15 protein-coding genes are annotated in these 17,030 nt (G+C 42.1%); 4 read left to right on the top strand and 11 right to left on the bottom strand.

All coding sequences use genetic code 11. The features are described 5' to 3' along the window. Positions 1–293 precede the first annotated feature (293 nt). The 4 genes from ACTWPM_RS03995 to ACTWPM_RS03980 form a co-directional block, all read right to left on the bottom strand. Positions 294–2,126, bottom strand: a complete 1,833-nt coding sequence (locus ACTWPM_RS03995) for an ABC transporter ATP-binding protein (protein ID WP_443131776.1) — start codon at positions 2,124–2,126, stop codon at positions 294–296. 18 nt (positions 2,127–2,144) lie between these two features. After that, positions 2,145–3,899: an ABC transporter ATP-binding protein gene (locus tag ACTWPM_RS03990; RefSeq protein WP_443131775.1), complete on the bottom strand. Its 1,755-nt coding sequence runs from the start codon at positions 3,897–3,899 to the stop codon at positions 2,145–2,147. A gap of 356 nt (positions 3,900–4,255) precedes the next feature. Then, positions 4,256–4,708: a TlpA family protein disulfide reductase gene (locus ACTWPM_RS03985; RefSeq protein ID WP_443131774.1), complete on the bottom strand. Its 453-nt coding sequence runs from the start codon at positions 4,706–4,708 to the stop codon at positions 4,256–4,258. Positions 4,709–4,803: 95 nt separating this feature from the next. After that, the gene (locus ACTWPM_RS03980) at positions 4,804–5,346 is read right to left on the bottom strand and encodes a peroxiredoxin (protein ID WP_422167788.1); all 543 of its coding nucleotides are present in this window, start codon (positions 5,344–5,346) and stop codon (positions 4,804–4,806) included. A 324-nt stretch (positions 5,347–5,670) separates the two neighbouring features. Here ACTWPM_RS03980 and ACTWPM_RS03975 point away from each other — a divergent pair, with 324 nt between their 5' ends. After that, positions 5,671–6,516 (top strand): mechanosensitive ion channel family protein, encoded by an 846-nt coding sequence (locus ACTWPM_RS03975; protein ID WP_443131773.1) that lies wholly within the window; start codon positions 5,671–5,673, stop codon positions 6,514–6,516. Between the two features lie 44 nt (positions 6,517–6,560). Here the strand turns inward: ACTWPM_RS03975 and ACTWPM_RS03970 are convergent, their stop codons facing one another. The 6 genes from ACTWPM_RS03970 to cbpB all read right to left on the bottom strand — a co-directional run bounded on the left by ACTWPM_RS03970 (position 6,561) and on the right by cbpB (position 12,978). After that, entirely contained in the window at positions 6,561–7,850 is a 1,290-nt protein-coding gene (locus ACTWPM_RS03970) for a hemolysin family protein (RefSeq protein ID WP_443131772.1), read from the bottom strand. 52 nt (positions 7,851–7,902) lie between these two features. Then, positions 7,903–8,145, bottom strand: a complete 243-nt coding sequence (locus ACTWPM_RS03965; RefSeq protein WP_443131771.1) for a YkuS family protein — start codon at positions 8,143–8,145, stop codon at positions 7,903–7,905. 70 nt (positions 8,146–8,215) lie between these two features. Further along, positions 8,216–9,340 (bottom strand): N-acetyldiaminopimelate deacetylase, encoded by a 1,125-nt coding sequence (locus ACTWPM_RS03960; protein ID WP_443131770.1) that lies wholly within the window; start codon positions 9,338–9,340, stop codon positions 8,216–8,218. A 55-nt stretch (positions 9,341–9,395) separates the two neighbouring features. Continuing rightward, complete coding sequence (gene dapD / locus ACTWPM_RS03955; protein ID WP_443131769.1) at positions 9,396–10,115, bottom strand: 2,3,4,5-tetrahydropyridine-2,6-dicarboxylate N-acetyltransferase; 720 nt, start codon at positions 10,113–10,115, stop codon at positions 9,396–9,398. Between the two features lie 62 nt (positions 10,116–10,177). Next, positions 10,178–11,653, bottom strand: a complete 1,476-nt coding sequence (locus ACTWPM_RS03950; protein WP_443131768.1) for an MDR family MFS transporter — start codon at positions 11,651–11,653, stop codon at positions 10,178–10,180. An 875-nt stretch (positions 11,654–12,528) separates the two neighbouring features. Further along, positions 12,529–12,978, bottom strand: coding sequence for a cyclic-di-AMP-binding protein CbpB (cbpB, locus tag ACTWPM_RS03945; protein ID WP_443131767.1), 450 nt, complete (start codon positions 12,976–12,978; stop codon positions 12,529–12,531). A gap of 245 nt (positions 12,979–13,223) precedes the next feature. On the opposite strand from cbpB, the gene trhA reads away from it, so the two are divergent. Further along, a complete protein-coding gene (gene trhA / locus ACTWPM_RS03940) occupies positions 13,224–13,859 on the top strand; it encodes a PAQR family membrane homeostasis protein TrhA (RefSeq protein ID WP_443131766.1) in 636 nt (211 codons plus the stop codon). 414 nt (positions 13,860–14,273) lie between these two features. On the opposite strand, the gene fadH is transcribed toward trhA, so the two are convergent. Next, the gene (gene fadH, locus ACTWPM_RS03935) at positions 14,274–15,041 is read right to left on the bottom strand and encodes a 2,4-dienoyl-CoA reductase (RefSeq protein WP_443131765.1); all 768 of its coding nucleotides are present in this window, start codon (positions 15,039–15,041) and stop codon (positions 14,274–14,276) included. A 158-nt stretch (positions 15,042–15,199) separates the two neighbouring features. On the opposite strand from fadH, the gene ACTWPM_RS03930 reads away from it, so the two are divergent. Then, positions 15,200–16,060 carry a metallophosphoesterase gene (locus ACTWPM_RS03930; RefSeq protein WP_443131764.1) on the top strand — a complete coding sequence of 287 codons (861 nt, stop codon included), beginning with the start codon at positions 15,200–15,202 and terminating at the stop codon, positions 16,058–16,060. An 87-nt stretch (positions 16,061–16,147) separates the two neighbouring features. Then, a complete protein-coding gene (locus ACTWPM_RS03925) occupies positions 16,148–16,729 on the top strand; it encodes an SCO family protein (RefSeq protein ID WP_443131763.1) in 582 nt (193 codons plus the stop codon). Positions 16,730–17,030 lie beyond the last annotated feature (301 nt).

Below are 17,030 nucleotides of genomic sequence, written 5' to 3'. Positions count from 1 at the left end.
ATTTTGTGACAAACTTCACAAAGTCTTAATTTTAAATTTATGATACACGATACAAGCATTTATGTCTAAAGGTTCGCTTGAATGTTATGTAATTTCTATTCCCTATCCCCTAAGGTTTCTAACGAAAAATTGCACACAAAAAGACACCCCGGAAGAGGGTGTCTTTTATAATCAGACTAAAGGATTTACGGATAACGACCTGGCTTCGTAAGCAGCTCTTCCCTGATTAGAAAATGGCTCCTTCCAAACCACACGGATCTGACAAGCATGGAGTCATTTTGCGAAACTTTTCTTTAAATCGCATCAAGCATTTGGAATTGTGCTTTCACTAATTCGTAATACTCACCTTTTTGATCCATTAATTCATCGTGTGAACCGTTCTCAAGAATATGTCCATTTTCCAGGACATAAATATTGTCTGCTTCACGGATCGTGGACAGCCGGTGAGCAATAATAATGGCCGTTCGACCGTGTAATAGTTTACGCAGGGCTTTCTGGATGCGAACTTCCGTTTCAGTATCGATGCTTGCGGTAGCTTCATCTAAAATAAGAATCCGCGGATTTGCAAGTAAAGCACGGGCAAATGAAAGCAGCTGTTTTTCTCCAGCCGATAGAATACTACCACGCTCTTCTACTTCTGTATCATACCCATCACTTAAACGGTTAATGAAATCCTCTGCTCCTACCACTTTAGCCGCTTCCTTCACTTCTTCATCACTGGCAGTTGGACGACCAAAGCGGATATTCTCAAGAATGGTTCCGGAGAAGATAAAGGTATCCTGCAGGACCACACTGATTTGCTGGCGCACACTGTCAATCGTCGCATCCTGCAAATTGACTCCGTCAATTTTAACCGCTCCTTTTGTTGGATCGTAGAAACGGCTGATTAAATTCGCAATGGTCGATTTCCCGGACCCAGTGTGCCCGACGAGAGCCACTGTCTCTCCTTGTTTCATTTCTAAATTGATATCATGGAGGGCAATCCGTTTTTCATCATAAGCAAATTGAACATGATCAAATTCTATATGACCTTTCATGTCTTTCAGTTCAACCGCATTTGTCTTTTCTTCTACATTTGGCTGTTCATCCAGGAACTCAAAAATCCTTTCTGATGATGCCATGGCCATAAGCATTTGATTGTACATCATGCCAAGCCTTGAAATCGGCTCCCAGAACATACCCAGGAAAAAGGCAAAGGAAACGAATTTACCAATCGAGATATCTCCGCTCAGAATCAAATAAGCACCGAAAGAAATAAGGATAACGGTTCCTACCGCATTACTCATCTCTACAAACGGCCGGAACATGGCACTTTTTCTAGTGGCCGTATTCCAGGACTGAAAATTATCTGTGTTCACGCCATCGAAGTACTCCGCATTTTCTCTTTCCTGTGAAAAAGATTGCGTAATTCGAATCCCCTGAATGCTTTCGTTCAAATGAGAGTTGAGTCGAGACTGCTGAATCCTCACATCCTGCCAGGAGCGCCTGATATTACGGCGCAGCTTAGTAGAAATGTAAAACATAAGCGGCATGATCACAAGTATGGCTAAGGCAAGCTTCGGGCTCATCCAGAACAAAATTCCGATAATCCCGGTAAGCATAACCACATCCATAAGTAAGTTAATAATACCATTCGTAAACAATTCCTGAAGGGAGTTAATATCATTCATAATTCTTACTAGAATGGAACCTGCTGATCTTGAATCAAAGAATTTGTGAGAAAGCCGCTGTACATGCGAAAACAAGTGCTGCCGGAGGTCATAAATCACATTCTGACCTAAAATATTTACATATTTAATCCGCAGTGTATTTGCAATATAACTAAGCAGATAAAGAATAGAAATACCGACAACGAGTTGAATTAAAAGATTAGTATCACTGTTGCCGATCGCTTTATCAATGGCTACTCGACCAATTAAGATTGGCACTACCAGACGGACAATCGTTGATACGAGCATCGCGATGATAGAAATTGGAAGCAATGTTTTAGAGTAAGGCTTTACATAACGCAGCAGTCTCCACATTTGCGACCAGTTAAAGGGCTTTTCAACTGCCTGATCCTGTGTATATTTAAAACGATTTAAATGTTTATTCGTGACAGGTTTATGTTTCGGTTTTTTTGCCACCTGGTTCTCCTCCCTTCTTTAAGCATTAGAAGCATTGAGTATTTTTTCTTTATCCTGATACTGGATATCATAGATCCTCTGATATGGACCGCCGTTTTCAACAAGTTCGTCATGAATGCCTCGCTCTTTTACTTCCCCGTCTTCCAGTACGAGAATTTCATCCGCATGTTTCAAGGAAGAGATACGGTGGGCAATAATGAAGGTTGTCCTCCCTTTCATGACCTCTTGCAGCGCCTTTTGAATTTGAAACTCCGTTTCCATATCCACGGCTGAAGTTGCATCGTCTAAAATAAGTACAGAAGGATCAATCAGGATAGCTCGTGCAATCGCAATCCGCTGCTTCTGCCCTCCAGACAGTCCCATGCCGCGTTCACCAAGCAGGGTGTCATAACCCTCCGGCATTTCCATGATGAAGTCGTGTGCCTGCGCCCGTTTAGCTGCATCCATCACATCTTCAATCGTGGCATCTGGATTGCCGTAAGATATATTTTCTTTAATCGTAGTAGAAAACAGGAAAGATTCCTGCAGGACAAATCCGATGTTTTTCCTAAGAGTCTTCAGTCCAAATGCTTGAACCGGCGTACCATCGAGTAAAACCCGTCCTTTCTCTGGTTCATAAAATCTGGTGATCAGTTGCGTAATACTGCTTTTACCTGCACCGGTGGCACCAATTAAACCAATCGTTTTGCCGGGAGGGGCATCAAACGAAATATGTTTCAGGGCTGAATCATCATCTTTTGAATAGGTTAAGGTCACATCTTCAAATGTCACATGACCCTGCAAGCGATCTTCGACAATGGGATCTTCTTTCTCCTTAATATCCTCTTCTGCTTCCAGAATCTCAAGTAATCGTTCTCCAGAAGCTTTTGATTGGGAGAAAAGGTTAATGACGAACCCTAAGTTCATAAGCGGTCCAAGAATATACCATACTAGACTGAAAAAGGCGACCAATTCCCCTAATTGAAGCGATCCTTCGATAACTAAGTAACCTCCGTATGCAAGCAGAGCAACCACGCATACGTTACCGATGAATTCCATCAGTGGAAAGAAACGCGCCCATATATTGGATGTCGTAATATATTTCGATCGATAATCTTCACTTCGATCCGAAAACCTGCCGATCTCAAAACTTTCCCTCGACAATGATTTCACCGTATTCATGCCGCTGATATTTTCCTGTACTCTCGTATTCAGTTTCCCAAACGACTTCCGAATCCGCCGGAAAGCCGGGTGTACTCTCCGATCAAAACTATAAACCACAATAGCAAGGAACGGCATAGCCCCCATCGTCACGAGAGCAAGAGGAATGGAGTAATAAAACATCACACTTAAACTGATCACAATTAACAATGTAATACGAATGAGTTCAGAAAAACCAAAGGATAAAAAGAAGCGGAACCCTTCTACATCTGCTGTTAACCGTGACATCAAGTCTCCTGTCTTCGCATTATCGTAATATTTAAAGGATAGACGTTGCAGCTTTTTATATAATTCATCCCGCAAAGTGAAAACGGAGCTGATTCCGAAGTACTCTCCTAAGTATTGATGAAAATAGGTCGCAATTCCCTTCACGATCATTAACAAAATAAAAATGCCGCAAATGTATGGGATTAAACTATACTCCTCACCACGTATTACTTCATCAATCGTTTTTTGCAGTATGACTGGATAAACTACCGTAATTCCAGCTACAAATATCAGTGATAATACCGATAAGAAAAAGAACTTGCGGTAGGGCCAGTAAAACTGCTTTAATTTTTTAAAAGTCTCCATAATCCCCCTCCTCCAAATATTTTTAACGTAGTTATAAATATATCGGGTATCGAAATAAAATGCCACCCTTACGTTCCAATTTTTAAAAATTTCTGCCATTTTGAATCATTCATCCAGTGACAATGGTCGTATTCTTTTTATCAGTCCGTATTGAATATAAAAAATGATTTTTATAAGCCCCCGATTACGTAAGATCAGATTCGACCATGCACGATCCAGGGCTGTGGAAAGCAAGCCGTCCCCCCGCAGTCCCTTATTAAAAACCAAAAACAACATGACAAACCCATAATTTAACCTCCGCTGACATAAAAAAAGCAATCCCCCTAGTTATATGGGAATTGCTTTCTTGTCATTCCTTATTTTTGGTTGATGCCAAGTACACGGTTTACACGCTTTCGAAGCATCTTCACTCCGCCTCCGCCAGCTTGGAAGTGACGAAGCTTACCTTCTTCATCGAAAACATAATAAGACGGAACGTACTGATTTTCAAAAGCATCTGTAAGAGCGTGCTGATTATCCACGTATATCGGCTGAGTAATACCATGCTCTTTAGCTACTTCCTGAATTTGATCTAAATCTAGGTCTTTTTCGGAACGCGGCATATGGACCGCAATCACGTTTAGATTCTCGCTGTATTCATCTCGAAATTCATTCACGTTGGGCATCGCTTCTTTACACAGTCCACAGCTGACTGACCAAAAGTGGATTAACGTCGGTTTACCCCCGACTAGATCTTCTTTCGTTAATGGCTCACTGTTATACCATGTAGTTGCTTCTGGTAATTCTGGCATCGGTGTTCTTAAACGCATACTCAAAATCCTCCTCTTCCTTCTTATAAGGTGAAAAAGGGTCTAACATCTGCCATGTTAGACCCTAAATCTTTCGTTCATCTAGTAAAGGGAATTTATAGGGTTTCTTGACCTGGCTTCCAGTTAGCTGGACATAGTCCACCAGTTTGAAGTGCCTGCAGCACACGAAGGGTTTCGTCCACATCACGTCCGATATTGTTGTGGTTAACTACCTGATACTGCAGTTCACCTTCTGGACTGATAATGAATAGACCGCGCAGGGCCACACCTTCCTCTTCTATCAGAACACCGTAGTCTTTAGAGACCTGGTGATTTGTATCTGCAGCCAGATGATATTCGAGGTCACCTAGACCGTTATCTTCGCGGGAAGTATTGATCCACGCAAGATGGGTGTGGATTGTATCCGTAGATACACCGATCACTTCAGCATCTAGATCTTCGAATTCATCGAAACGATCAGATAGCGCTGTAATTTCTGTAGGGCATACAAACGTGAAGTCCATAGGGTAGAAGAAAAGGACTGTCCATTTGTCGTTCTTCATGTTCTCTTCCAGTGAAACTTTACCGAATTCTTTGTTAGGAAGTACTGCATCCATTTCAAAGCGTGGTGCTTGCTTGGCTACCATACGTTCTGCCATTTGAATCCCTCCGAAAAATAATTAGAAAATTAGTCATTTTTTAACAATACTTAGTATAACGAGAACCCTTATTATAGTCAATGTTAACTAACAATTATTTTAATCTGCCTGGTTCTCGAATGACTTACACTATTTCTTACGATTAGTATGTACCACTCCGTTTCTCATTAAACAATAGATGAACGGAAAAGTAAAACTATATCCATTTCGCCCATTAAATTCCTAACCATTCACCAAAAAACAAAATAATAATTGAAATGATTCTGGACTTTCCGATATTCTATAAAGGAACCCTTGCAAGTTTCTGGAGAAAGGAGTCGTAAAATGAATATATTTGAAGAAGGTTTTAAGTTCAATCCTTCTGTGGTCGTAGAGTGGATCATCTCAGGAGGACTGAAGATTCTCCTTTTAATTATTGCCTTTTCTATTGTGAAACCACTTGGCAAAAAAGCAATAGGTGCGGCAATGAAGCGGATGAGCAATCAGCGGAAATTATCAGATGGACGAAGTCAGACGCTTGAAAAACTGGCTATTAATATTTTTTCCTATTCCCTTACTTTCATTTTCATTGTCATGGTGTTAAGTGCGCTTACAATCGAAATCGGACCGTTGCTCGCCGGAGCCGGAATTGTGGGTCTTGCCATTGGCTTTGGTGCTCAAGGACTGGTTTCCGATGTGGTGACAGGCTTTTTCCTATTATCAGAGCGGCAGGTTGAAGTAGGAGACTACGTTACTGCTGGCGGATATGACGGAGTAGTTGAGGAAGTAGGGATCCGTACGACTCTGCTTCGCAGTTTCGATGGAACGCTGAATTTTATCCCAAACCGGAACATTTCAGGCGTAGCCAATCACTCCCGCGGAAACATGCGCGCGCTGGTGGATATCGGTATTGGCTATGATGAAAACATGGATCAGGCTATGACTGTATTAAAAGAAGTAGCCGACGAATTCGCAGCAGATGAGCGTTTCAAAGAAGGTCCAAGCGTGCTTGGTGTTCAGAGCCTGGGTTCTTCTGATGTGGTCATCCGCATCTTAGGTAAAACGGAAAACATGGAACAGTGGGCTGTAGAAAGAGACTTGAGAAAAGCAATGAAAGAAGCTCTCGATCAGGCAGGTATAGAAATTCCTTATCCGCATCAAGTATATGTAACAAAAAAAGAGAACGATTAATCGCACTCTTTTTCTACAACTGGCCCGGGGAAACCCGGGCTATTTTATTGTGTATCTTCCCATGCTTCCACTTTCTTAATTTGTCCGTCTTCCATATCCACGATTTTAAACTGTAATTTATCTTCAGCTACAATCGTCCCTTCCCTGGCATCATAATCGCGGGTATAAATCCAACCGGAAATCGTATCAATATCTTCATGTTCCAGATCTAATTCAAAGAACTCATTGATATCCTGAATGGATGTTTTACCTTCCAGAAGGAAGTGTCCATTTTTCAAGCGCTTAATTTCCCGTTCTTCTTCATGATCAAATTCATCCCGAATTTCACCCACGATTTCTTCGAGTATATCCTCTACAGTTACTATGCCAGACGTCCCGCCGTACTCATCCATCAGCACAACCATGTGAGTGCGATCCTTCTGCATTTTGACCAGCAAATCATGAATCGGTACATTTTCAAACACTTTCATAACCGGACGGACGAAAGACCGAATCGACCCCTGTTCTTCGACATCCTCATAAAAAAATTCTTTCATATGAATAATGCCGATCACCTGGTCCTTATCTCCATCGACTACTGGATAACGCGTATACCGCTCCTGTTTCATCTCACGCAGAGTGTTTTTCAGGGAATGATTAATATCAATAACAGCCATTTCAGTCCGTGGGATCATTATTTCTTTCGCCGTCCGGTTATCGAACTCAAAAATACGATCCACGTAGGTGTATTCAGACCGGTTGATCTCTCCTTTTTGATAGCTTTGCGTTAAAATGTGTCTCAATTCATCTTCTGAATGGACTTCCTCAGACTCGTTAGCCGTTTGAAAACCAAACAGTCGAACCAGTACATTGGCTGAGCCATTTAACAGCCAAATCAATGGATACATGAGTTTGCTGTAAAGCATCAAAGGTCTCGCTAGGAGAAGGGTGATAGCTTCAGCTTTTTGAATCGCTACGGTTTTAGGAGCAAGTTCTCCAAGTACTACATGCAAAAACGTAATAATAAAGAAAGATATAGCAAAGGAAATGGTATGGGTAATTCCTGAGGGTAAATTGAAATTACCGAGTAAAGGATCAAGCAGGATTACAAGCGTTGGCTCCCCAAGCCACCCGAGTCCTAAAGCGGTAATTGTAATACCCAGCTGACAGGCTGATAAATAATAATCAAGATTATTCAAAACACGCAGGGAATTTTTTGCTTTTTTATTTCCTTCTGCAGCTTTTGCTTCCACCCGAGTTTTTCTAACTTTTACAATCGCAAATTCGCTGGCCACAAAAAAAGCTGTGAGGATGATCAAAACAGCTACGGCTAATAGTTTAATCGTCGATTCCATAATGCAACTCTCCCTGTTCTATGTACTGGAGGTAAAAACCTCCATCTGTTTCTTAGGAGAAACGAGCCTCAACTTCCTGACAAACCTCATCCGCAGTTTTTCCATGAGCATCGATAACAGAAGCTTTTGTCTCGGCATCCATGATCCCCATGACGTTACGGTCCTGACCGGAAATAACACAGCAGTCACAGCTTGCTGCATCCTCCTGTTTTTTCATCTCAATCAACTCATACCCTTTTTGCTGAAGAGCTGAACGTATATCACTCAGATTTTGTTCAATCCCTATTCTTTTCATAACCATCCACCTCCCTGCCTTGTTTTAACAACCATCTCTTATTGTTTACTGAAGGCAGATGGGTATGCATCTATTTCGTTTCTAGGCTTCTAATATGACTTTCCACCAGGTTAACCCCTACAAGCAGAGCCTCTTCTTTAGGATTTAACGCAGATTGATGCAGTCCAGCCTCAGAATCTACTCCAAGCCAAAACATAAAGCCTGGTATTTCCTTCAGCATGTATCCGAAGTCTTCCCCTGTCATAGCCATATTTGCATCTTGGAAATTGTAAGGAGAGCTACCTACCACATGCGCAAAGTTCTGCACGGCTTCTTTATCATTAAAGACCTGATGGTAATTGGAGCCGTATTGAATAGAAATCTGACAGTCGTTGCTTATTTCAAATCCTCTGGCCAGTTTTTCAATTTCAGCTTTCACTTGATCCATAGATTCTGGTGTTAGTGTACGGATTGTTCCTTCAAGTCTCGCTTCCTGAGCAATAATATTCTGTACTGTGCCAGCTTCCATTTTACCTATAGTAATAACTGCGCTGTCGAGCGGGTCGACGCGCCGGGCGACGATTTGCTGAAGGTGAGTAACAAATGTACTGCCCGCAACGACCATATCCTTTGCCATATGAGGAAAAGCTGCGTGACCACCTGTACCTTTAAAATCAATAAATAATTCACTTGTGTTCGCAAATAGCAGGCCGGGTTTCGTGGATACCGATCCTACTGGCAGCTCTGGAGCGATGTGAAGCGCAAATATGGTATCGGGTTTATGCCGCTTTAGAAAATCAGCCTGAAGCATAGGCTCTGCGCCTCCCGGGCCTTCTTCTGCCGGTTGGAAAAGAAAAACCACATGAGAATCTGCCGGCTCTGAAGCAAGCCTCGTCAAGGCACCCAAAGCAATCGTCATATGAAAATCATGACCGCAGGCGTGCATCCTTCCTTCATGGACCGAACAGAAGTCGAAGCCCGTTTCTTCATTTAAAGGTAATCCATCGATGTCTGCGCGATAGCCAATTGTTTTCTTACCAATTTCCCCTTCGACTTTTACAAAAACGCCGGTTCTCCATGTTTCAACGGTCAGAGCCTCCTGAGGGAGCTGTTTGATATAATTCAATAAGAATTTCTGCGTTTTTTCTTCTTGAAATCCAAGCTCAGGGATCTGATGAAGATTTCGTCGTACTTCTATTAATTGTTCCAGTTCCACGAGGGACCCTCCTTATAAGAAAGGCCTTGCTGCTTCAGCAAGGCCTCATTCGTGCTTATTGATCTAATTTACGAAGTTCTTGTTTAATTTCTGTTTTTGATTTTGTCTGGTCGTCGATATCTTTAATTTTCTTAGCCGGTGTTCCTGCTACAAGTGTATTAGGTTCTACATCAGCGGTAACGATCGATCCGGCTGCTACAACAGCGCCTTCACCGACAGTCACGCCTTCAAGAATAACAGCATTTGCACCGATTACCACGCCATCTTCAATAACAACAGGACTCGCGGAAGGAGGCTCAATAACCCCAGCTAGTACAGCACCAGCTCCGATGTGGCAATTTTTACCTACCGTAGCACGACCTCCAAGCACGACGTTCATATCAATCATCGTGCCTTCTCCGACCACAGATCCGATATTAATCATAGCACCAAGCATAATGACGGCTCCGTCTCCAATTTCTACCTGGTCTCGGATGACAGCGCCTGGTTCAATACGTGCGTTTACTTTTTTCAGATCAAGAAGTGGAATAGCTGAATTACGTCGATCATTCTCAATGACATAATCTTTAATCTGACTGCTGTATTTTTCAAGTAGAGGCTGGATGACTTTCCACTCTCCAAAAATGACGCCAGATTGTCCGGAGACAAAGTCTTGTACTTGCTCTCCAAAATCGAGGCTTTCAAGCTGATCCCCTTTTAAATATACTTTCACAGGTGTTGATTTTTTACTGTTTGAAATAAATGAAATAATTTCATTAGCATCCATTTGATTCAAGATAAACTCCTCCTTTATGTACTTCTTTCACCCTTTACTTTATCAAAGCGGCCAGGATAATATCAAACTTCTTTTTTTGGAAGCCGCAAAATTAATAAAAAACTGATAATTGCAAGTATGAATATTCCTATATACACCACATGCAGACCAGAAGATAATCCTGATTGTAACACTTCCCGTGCTTGTTTGCCTAACTCGTTTCCCCCGCTTTCCCGTAATAGTAAATTCGTGGAATCTACGGTAAATGTGTCAGGTAAACCCGATTGCTCAATCGCCGCATTAATCCGACTGTTCAGCAGTCCACCCAGTAAAGCAGCACCAATCGCACTGCCAATTGTTCGCATGAACATGTTCGTGGCTGTGGCTATGCCTCTCGTTTTCCACTCGACCGTATTTTGAATAGAGACGATAAAGGAGGTGGACGAGAGTCCCATTCCAATTCCAATAAAGAGAGAGCCAATTGCAGCAAATAGAGGGCCTTTATCTGGCGTCAGAACTGAAAATAGTCCAGCTCCAATGATAAGAGATACTCCGCCTAAAATTGAAGTCGGCCGAAAACCGATTCGAAGCACGAGCCGCCCAGCAAGTGTGGAGGCAATTGGCCAGCCAATTGACATAGTCGTCAGTGTGAACCCTGCTATAGTGGCTGACTGCTCCATAACCCCTTGTACGAACGCTGGAAGATAACTCGTAACCCCCATGAGAATCATCCCTGTCGTCAAAGAGGTTAGGTTCGCATAGCGGATGGACTGATACTTCCAAATATGAAAAGGCATCATCGGTTCGTGTGCTTTTCTTTCGACAAGGAAAAAGATAATAAAGCTAATAATGGAGGCACCTGATAAAGCAATCATAGACCATGACTGCCAGGGAATAGCTACCCCTCCCTCTACGAGGATAATCATAAGCGTACTGATCGTAATCACTACCCAGAAAGAACCTGCCACATCGATGGAGCGTTTTTCTTCAGAAACATCTTCGTGGAAGAAAAAGATCACGCCAAGTAAAGCCAAAAGGCCAAGCGGCACGTTCATCCAAAAAACATAAGGCCAGCTGAGAACATCTACGAAAAATCCCCCAAGGACTGGCCCTGTCACTGCTGAGATTCCCCAGACACTGGACAAGTATCCTTGTATTTTCGCTCGTTCTTCTTTTGTATAAATATCTCCGACGATGGTTGTTGCAATCGGCATTAAGGCTCCAGCCCCAAACCCTTGAATTAATCGGGCTACAATTAATACTTCCATAGAAGGTGAAAGCGCAGAAGTAACTGCTCCAATTAAAAACAAGCTGATCCCCATCATAAAAATGGGCTTGCGGCCAAAAATGTCAGACAAGCGTCCAAATAATAATACTGTCGCAGCATTGGTCAATAAATATGCTGAGAAAACCCAGCTGTATAAACTGAATCCCCCGAGATCTGCCACGATGCTCGGCATCGCCGTCGACACAATGGTTGCTTCGATAGCTGCGAGAAACATAGCCATCATAATGGAAGCTAAAACAAGACCGCGATTTCTTCTCTTTTTCTTTTTCATGCGGACATCCACCCTTTAAACCATACGCTAGATTAAACGTTGCTACAGTTATGATAGAGTCAATCACTTCATAGAAACGTACTGGAAGACTCTATTTTGTGCCTGTTAGACAGATTTTTCAGGAAGCAAGTCGGACCCCGGCACCCTATCGCTTCCTCTAATTCTCAATTAAGGCTCTATTATTGTTGATTTTCATAAAGTTTCTTAAGCTATCGGGCCGGTTACTTGAAGACTCAGTTTCGCTTTCCGGTCCTGCACGACGCAGGGTCGTTCGACGTTGCCACAGGACGTGGCGAACTTAGTCGAACATCCCTTGTGGTGAGCTTCCTCATGCTTCGCCTTCCGGGATCTCACCGATCATGTTCATCCCGCAGGAAACTTCGCCGTTCCCTTCCACCCCCATGCGATCATTGAGAGCTTGAATTCTCTGCATTAACGCCTTCCAATGAACAAGGATGCTTTAAGATCCAAACTGTGTCTACATGTGTGTTTAATTGCAGTAACCCTGTTATGTAAGCATTAGAGGCAGTTGAAGTATGACGTCTATCTCCAATGGCAGGGTTCGTTCACTAGATATCGTTGGGGTGGCGAAGGAAACGACGAGACTCCCACGGGAGAAGGAGCTAGGCGAGACCCCACAGGGAGTGTTAACGACTGAGGAGGCTTGCCAGTTCCCCCGTAGGAAAGCGAGTTGTTTCCTTAGCCGCCCCTCATTCTTTTTTGGCAACGGACCGGAGTTATCTCGAAACTGAGTCTTCAAGTAATGGGAGCTTTATTGGAAAATCATCTTGTTGATTTAACTGAACCATAAAAAAATAGAGGGCACCAATCTGATGCCCTCCATTTTATCATAGCTGCTATTTATAGTCTTTTGTTTATACCCATTTAAATGTCTCGTGATAATGCTTACTAAATTGCTTTAGAATGGTACGCCGGGTGACAATTCCATCAAATTCCCCATCGTCATCAATCACACAAACAAAAGGAAAATCAATCAACTTATGCAAAGCGTCAATCATACTGTCTTCATGATGGAGGTATGGAACATCTTTATCCATCACTTCTTTTACTTGAATATCAGATAATCGGTTTAATTCAAATTCTTCAATGCCAAGGGTTTCTTCTAAAATCTTCGACTTACTGATGACCCCTTTAAATTTAAAGGTCGGGTCCAAAACAGGAATAGAAGAATAGCCGGTTTTTACCAGCACCAGCAAAGCGTGCTCCAATGGATTACCAACTTGGACATGAGCTACTTTTTCAGAAGAAATCATTAACTCGGATACTTTTGGAATAACTAATGCTTCTTTTTCTAAACTTACCATAAACTTGTTCTCTCCTTTTTCTCTTACAAATGAAGGAGCAGAAAGACGCTTTCATTAATCAATAAATATAGTAACATACATCTGCATAAATCTCGACCTGCAAATTCCGACAAACCTTTTACTGAAGGGTTTGCAGTCTGTTTTTAATACCCCAATTATCTGTATATATAAACCTTGCTGTTTATTAAATAATTACTTACGCGTATAATAAAAACCAACATGAATTTATTGGGGCTGAAAAACTAATGATGACACATACGTTTTCAAGACGCGAAGAAATAGCGAATGCGATTACACACGGGATCGGTGCTGTATTAAGTGTGGGTATGCTGGTCATGCTGGTCGTATTTGCAAGTTTGGAAGGAAATGCCTGGCATATTGTGTCGGTTTCAATTTACGGGGTTACCATGCTTGTGCTGTTCGTTTCTTCTACACTTGTCCATAGTTTTCCAGCTGGGAAAATGAAAGACTTATTTGAGATTTTTGATCATTCGGCAATCTATTTATTTATTGCAGGGACCTATACCCCCATCTTACTCGTACCGCTGCGCGGTTCTTTAGGATGGACACTCTTTGGAATTATATGGGGCATGGCTATTTTAGGTGTGGTTTTTAAAATCTTTTTCGTTAAACGGTTTGTGGTTCTTTCTACATTATTCTATGTACTGATGGGCTGGCTCCTTATTCTGGCTTGGGGACCCTTAACCACTGAAGTGCCGGCGGCTGGAATAACCTACCTGATTCTCGGAGGAGTCATGTATTCCATCGGTTCCATCTTTTATGTATGGAGAAGTTTTACGTATCACCATATGGTCTGGCATTTATTTGTGATTGGGGGCTCTATTTTCCATTTTTTCACTATCTTTTTCTATGTAATCTAATCTTCACAAAGAAACCGCTGCACTCCGCAGCGGTTTCTTTAATGAAGTAAGCTTGTGGTATAAGGTAAACACCTCATAGACCATCCGTCTACTTGTGTATATCATGGTTAATAATCTTCCACTATTGTTCCTTTTTTTCACCCTGGGAGTCTCGCTATTTCCCCACCAAACCAGCATGATTAAGAAAAACAGACCCTTCCAGAAGAGAAAGATTCTCCTGCTTAAACTGGATTAAATGCTATTAGGACAGTCTGTTGCAGGTCGTTACATCCTGAAAATGGGTAGAAAACCCAATATCTCGAAATTGAGTCTTCAACTATTGACCCTATTGCGTTTATAAGGCTCTTATAAAAATCACAATAATCTTTAACAGAGCTTTTCGATAAAATCAACACTGAAGATTATCATACTCTATTAAAAAGGAAATTTATTCAGCCATTGACCTCCGTCTAAAGTGACGACTTCCCCGTTCATGTAAGCGGCTTCATCTGAAAGCATAAAACGAGCGAGACCAGCAATTTCTTCAGGCTGGCCGACCCTTCCAAGAGGAACAGACTTCAAGGTCCGTTTTGTCGCTTCTTCGGATTGGAACAATCGTTCCGCTCCTCCCGTACGTTCGATCGGGCCAGGAGCAATTGCATTCGCTCTGATTCCATACTTACTTCCCCACTCTACGGCAAGCGTTCTCGTCATAGCAAGCACACCAGCTTTCGCCGACGCTGAATGAATAACACCCGCTCCCGCACCCCAGGCATATGTAGCAACCATATTTAAAATAGAGCCTTTTATTTGATTTTCTATCCAATAGTTACCGACAGCCTGACTGCAATAAAACGTCCCATTTAACACTATATTTATTACCGAATTCCACCCGTTTGGGGATAGCTTTTCTGCAGGTACAATAAAATTACCCGCTGCGTTATTAACTAAATGATCAATTCTTCCAAATGCATCTACGGTTTCATGGACCATCCTCTTTGTATCTTCCACTTCCCGTACATCCATAGAAATCAGTAGAAGATTGTCACCATTCTCTCCAGCAATCTGTTTCTTTGCTTCCTCCAGTCGCTCCTGTGATCGCCCTGTTATGGCAACTTTAGCGCCTTCCTCCAGAAACCTTTTAGCCATATAGAGCCCCATACCGCTCGAGCCCCCTGTAACAATTACCACCTGATTATTCATTTCATCATCCTCCTATCTCTCTATATATCTACATTCCACATAAAAAAATGAATTCCTGTTCATTTTTTAAAAAATATTAAAAGAAGGAAGATGTTCCTAAGTTTGAATAAAGATTTTCGTGGTATAATGACCAAAGAATTCACGGGAGAGGGCTTTCTATGAAATTAACCAGGCGCAAGTTTATTAAAAATATGGTGCGCAGTTTTCTTGGTTTTCTAGGTTTGAGTGGACTGAGCTACTACTATGCCAAATATATAGAACCTGATTTATTATCCATAAAAAAGTTCAGCATTAACCATTCGAAGATTCCAAAAAGCTTTCATAACGTCGATATCATTCAATTCTCTGATACTCATATCGGATTTCATTATGATTTGAATAAATTTGAACAGCTGGTCGATACCATCAATCAAAATAATCCGGATTTAATTTTATTTACCGGGGACTTAGTAGATGAACCGCAGACCTATTCATTTACGGATCGGCTGCCAGCCTTATTAAACCGCTTGAATGCTCCGCTCGGGAAGTACTGGATTTATGGAAACCATGATCACGGTGGATACGGTACAGAAAAGATTTATGAAGTAATGTCACGCGGAGGGTTCACCCTGCTGCAAAATGAACATACCTCTATTCAAAGAGGCAGGGAATCCTTTATCCTTGCCGGACTGGATGACGTAATGCTTGGCCGTCCAGACGTAGAAGAGACCCTGGCAGGACGCAGCGAAAACAGCTTCACGCTTTTTCTAGCCCATGAACCTGATATAGCCGACCAGGTCGAGCGGTACGGGGTAGATGTCCAGTTATCTGGTCACAGTCACGGCGGACAAGTACAACTCCCTATCTACGGCTATCTGGTTACACCTCCTTTAGCTGAAAAATACGTGGAGGGACATTATCGCCTTAGTGAAGGAATGGACTTATTTGTAAGCCGTGGACTGGGTACCACGCGTATGCCTTACCGCTTCCTTTGTCGCCCGGAGGTCTCGATCTTCCGGTTAAAATCACCAGAAGTTTAACTATTGTGTGACAGTTATCCATCGAAGACTTTCACGGCTTAAGCAGTGGTAAACTTAGGAGAGAGAAAAATAATTTGGAGGATTTAAATGAAACAAAAAATAATAGGGGGAGTCTGTATGCTGGTTTTACTTCTGGCAGCGTGTGGTTCCCCAATAGAAACGAATATGTCAAGGGATGTGAACTCCCTTGAAGCTGTGAATCAGGAGGGTGAAAAGGTCACTCTTCCGAAAGATTACGACGGTACATACTGGATCGCTGACTTTATATTTACCAGCTGTGAAACGGTATGTCCGCCAATGACCGGTAATATGGCTCGCCTCCAACAAGAACTGAAGGAAGAAGGGATGGAGGTCCCTCTCGTTTCCATCAGTGTTGATCCTGAGACCGATACTCCTCAGAAAATGAAGTCTTTTGCCGAACCATATCAGCCTGATTTCAGCCAATGGAATTTCCTTACTGGCTATTCCTTCCAAGAGGTGAAAGAGTTTTCAATCAAGTCTTTTCAGTCACCACTTAAACAACTGGAAAATTCCAATCAAGTTGCTCACGGAACCAGCTTTTATCTGGTCACTCCAGAAGGAGAAGTCATTAAAAGCTATAATGGCACAGAAGCTGGAAGTTTAGATCAGATTATTGAAGACTTACAAACATTAAAACAAAATCAATAGAGTTTGAAATCGTCCCATAGATGATTCAAGATAAACTCCTGATTGGGTAGATTTCGTTTATTTTGTTTAGAAAAATGGGTTCGCGGAAATGACTCGCTTTCCGTGGCGAAGCGAAAAGGAGTCGTTCCCCCGGAGTCCCATGCTCCACAAGATATCTTGAAATTGAGTCTTGCAGTATACGTCTCCATAGTGAGAGATCTTTCTTATATCTCCAACAGTCACATATACTATTTTCAAAAAATTAAATGTAAATTTTTTGCAATTATAACAAAAAACACATATGATAGATTTACACAATTGG

It is taken from the genome of Halobacillus sp. K22, from assembly GCF_052246795.1.
GTDB lineage: Bacteria > Bacillota > Bacilli > Bacillales > Halobacillaceae > Halobacillus.
This window is presented reverse-complemented; position numbering and strand designations above follow the sequence as displayed.

Coding starts and splice junctions, on each gene's coding strand:
- ACTWPM_RS03990 (WP_443131775.1), bottom strand. CDS start 3,899: ATGGAGACTTTTAAAAAATTAAAGCAGTTTTACTGGCCCTACCGCAAG.
- ACTWPM_RS03985 (WP_443131774.1), bottom strand. CDS start 4,708: ATGCGTTTAAGAACACCGATGCCAGAATTACCAGAAGCAACTACATGG.
- ACTWPM_RS03980 (WP_422167788.1), bottom strand. CDS start 5,346: ATGGCAGAACGTATGGTAGCCAAGCAAGCACCACGCTTTGAAATGGAT.
- ACTWPM_RS03975 (WP_443131773.1), top strand. CDS start 5,671: ATGAATATATTTGAAGAAGGTTTTAAGTTCAATCCTTCTGTGGTCGTA.
- ACTWPM_RS03970 (WP_443131772.1), bottom strand. CDS start 7,850: ATGGAATCGACGATTAAACTATTAGCCGTAGCTGTTTTGATCATCCTC.
- ACTWPM_RS03965 (WP_443131771.1), bottom strand. CDS start 8,145: ATGAAAAGAATAGGGATTGAACAAAATCTGAGTGATATACGTTCAGCT.
- ACTWPM_RS03950 (WP_443131768.1), bottom strand. CDS start 11,653: ATGAAAAAGAAAAAGAGAAGAAATCGCGGTCTTGTTTTAGCTTCCATT.
- cbpB (WP_443131767.1), bottom strand. CDS start 12,978: ATGGTAAGTTTAGAAAAAGAAGCATTAGTTATTCCAAAAGTATCCGAG.
- trhA (WP_443131766.1), top strand. CDS start 13,224: ATGATGACACATACGTTTTCAAGACGCGAAGAAATAGCGAATGCGATT.
- fadH (WP_443131765.1), bottom strand. CDS start 15,041: ATGAATAATCAGGTGGTAATTGTTACAGGGGGCTCGAGCGGTATGGGG.
- ACTWPM_RS03930 (WP_443131764.1), top strand. CDS start 15,200: ATGAAATTAACCAGGCGCAAGTTTATTAAAAATATGGTGCGCAGTTTT.
- ACTWPM_RS03925 (WP_443131763.1), top strand. CDS start 16,148: ATGAAACAAAAAATAATAGGGGGAGTCTGTATGCTGGTTTTACTTCTG.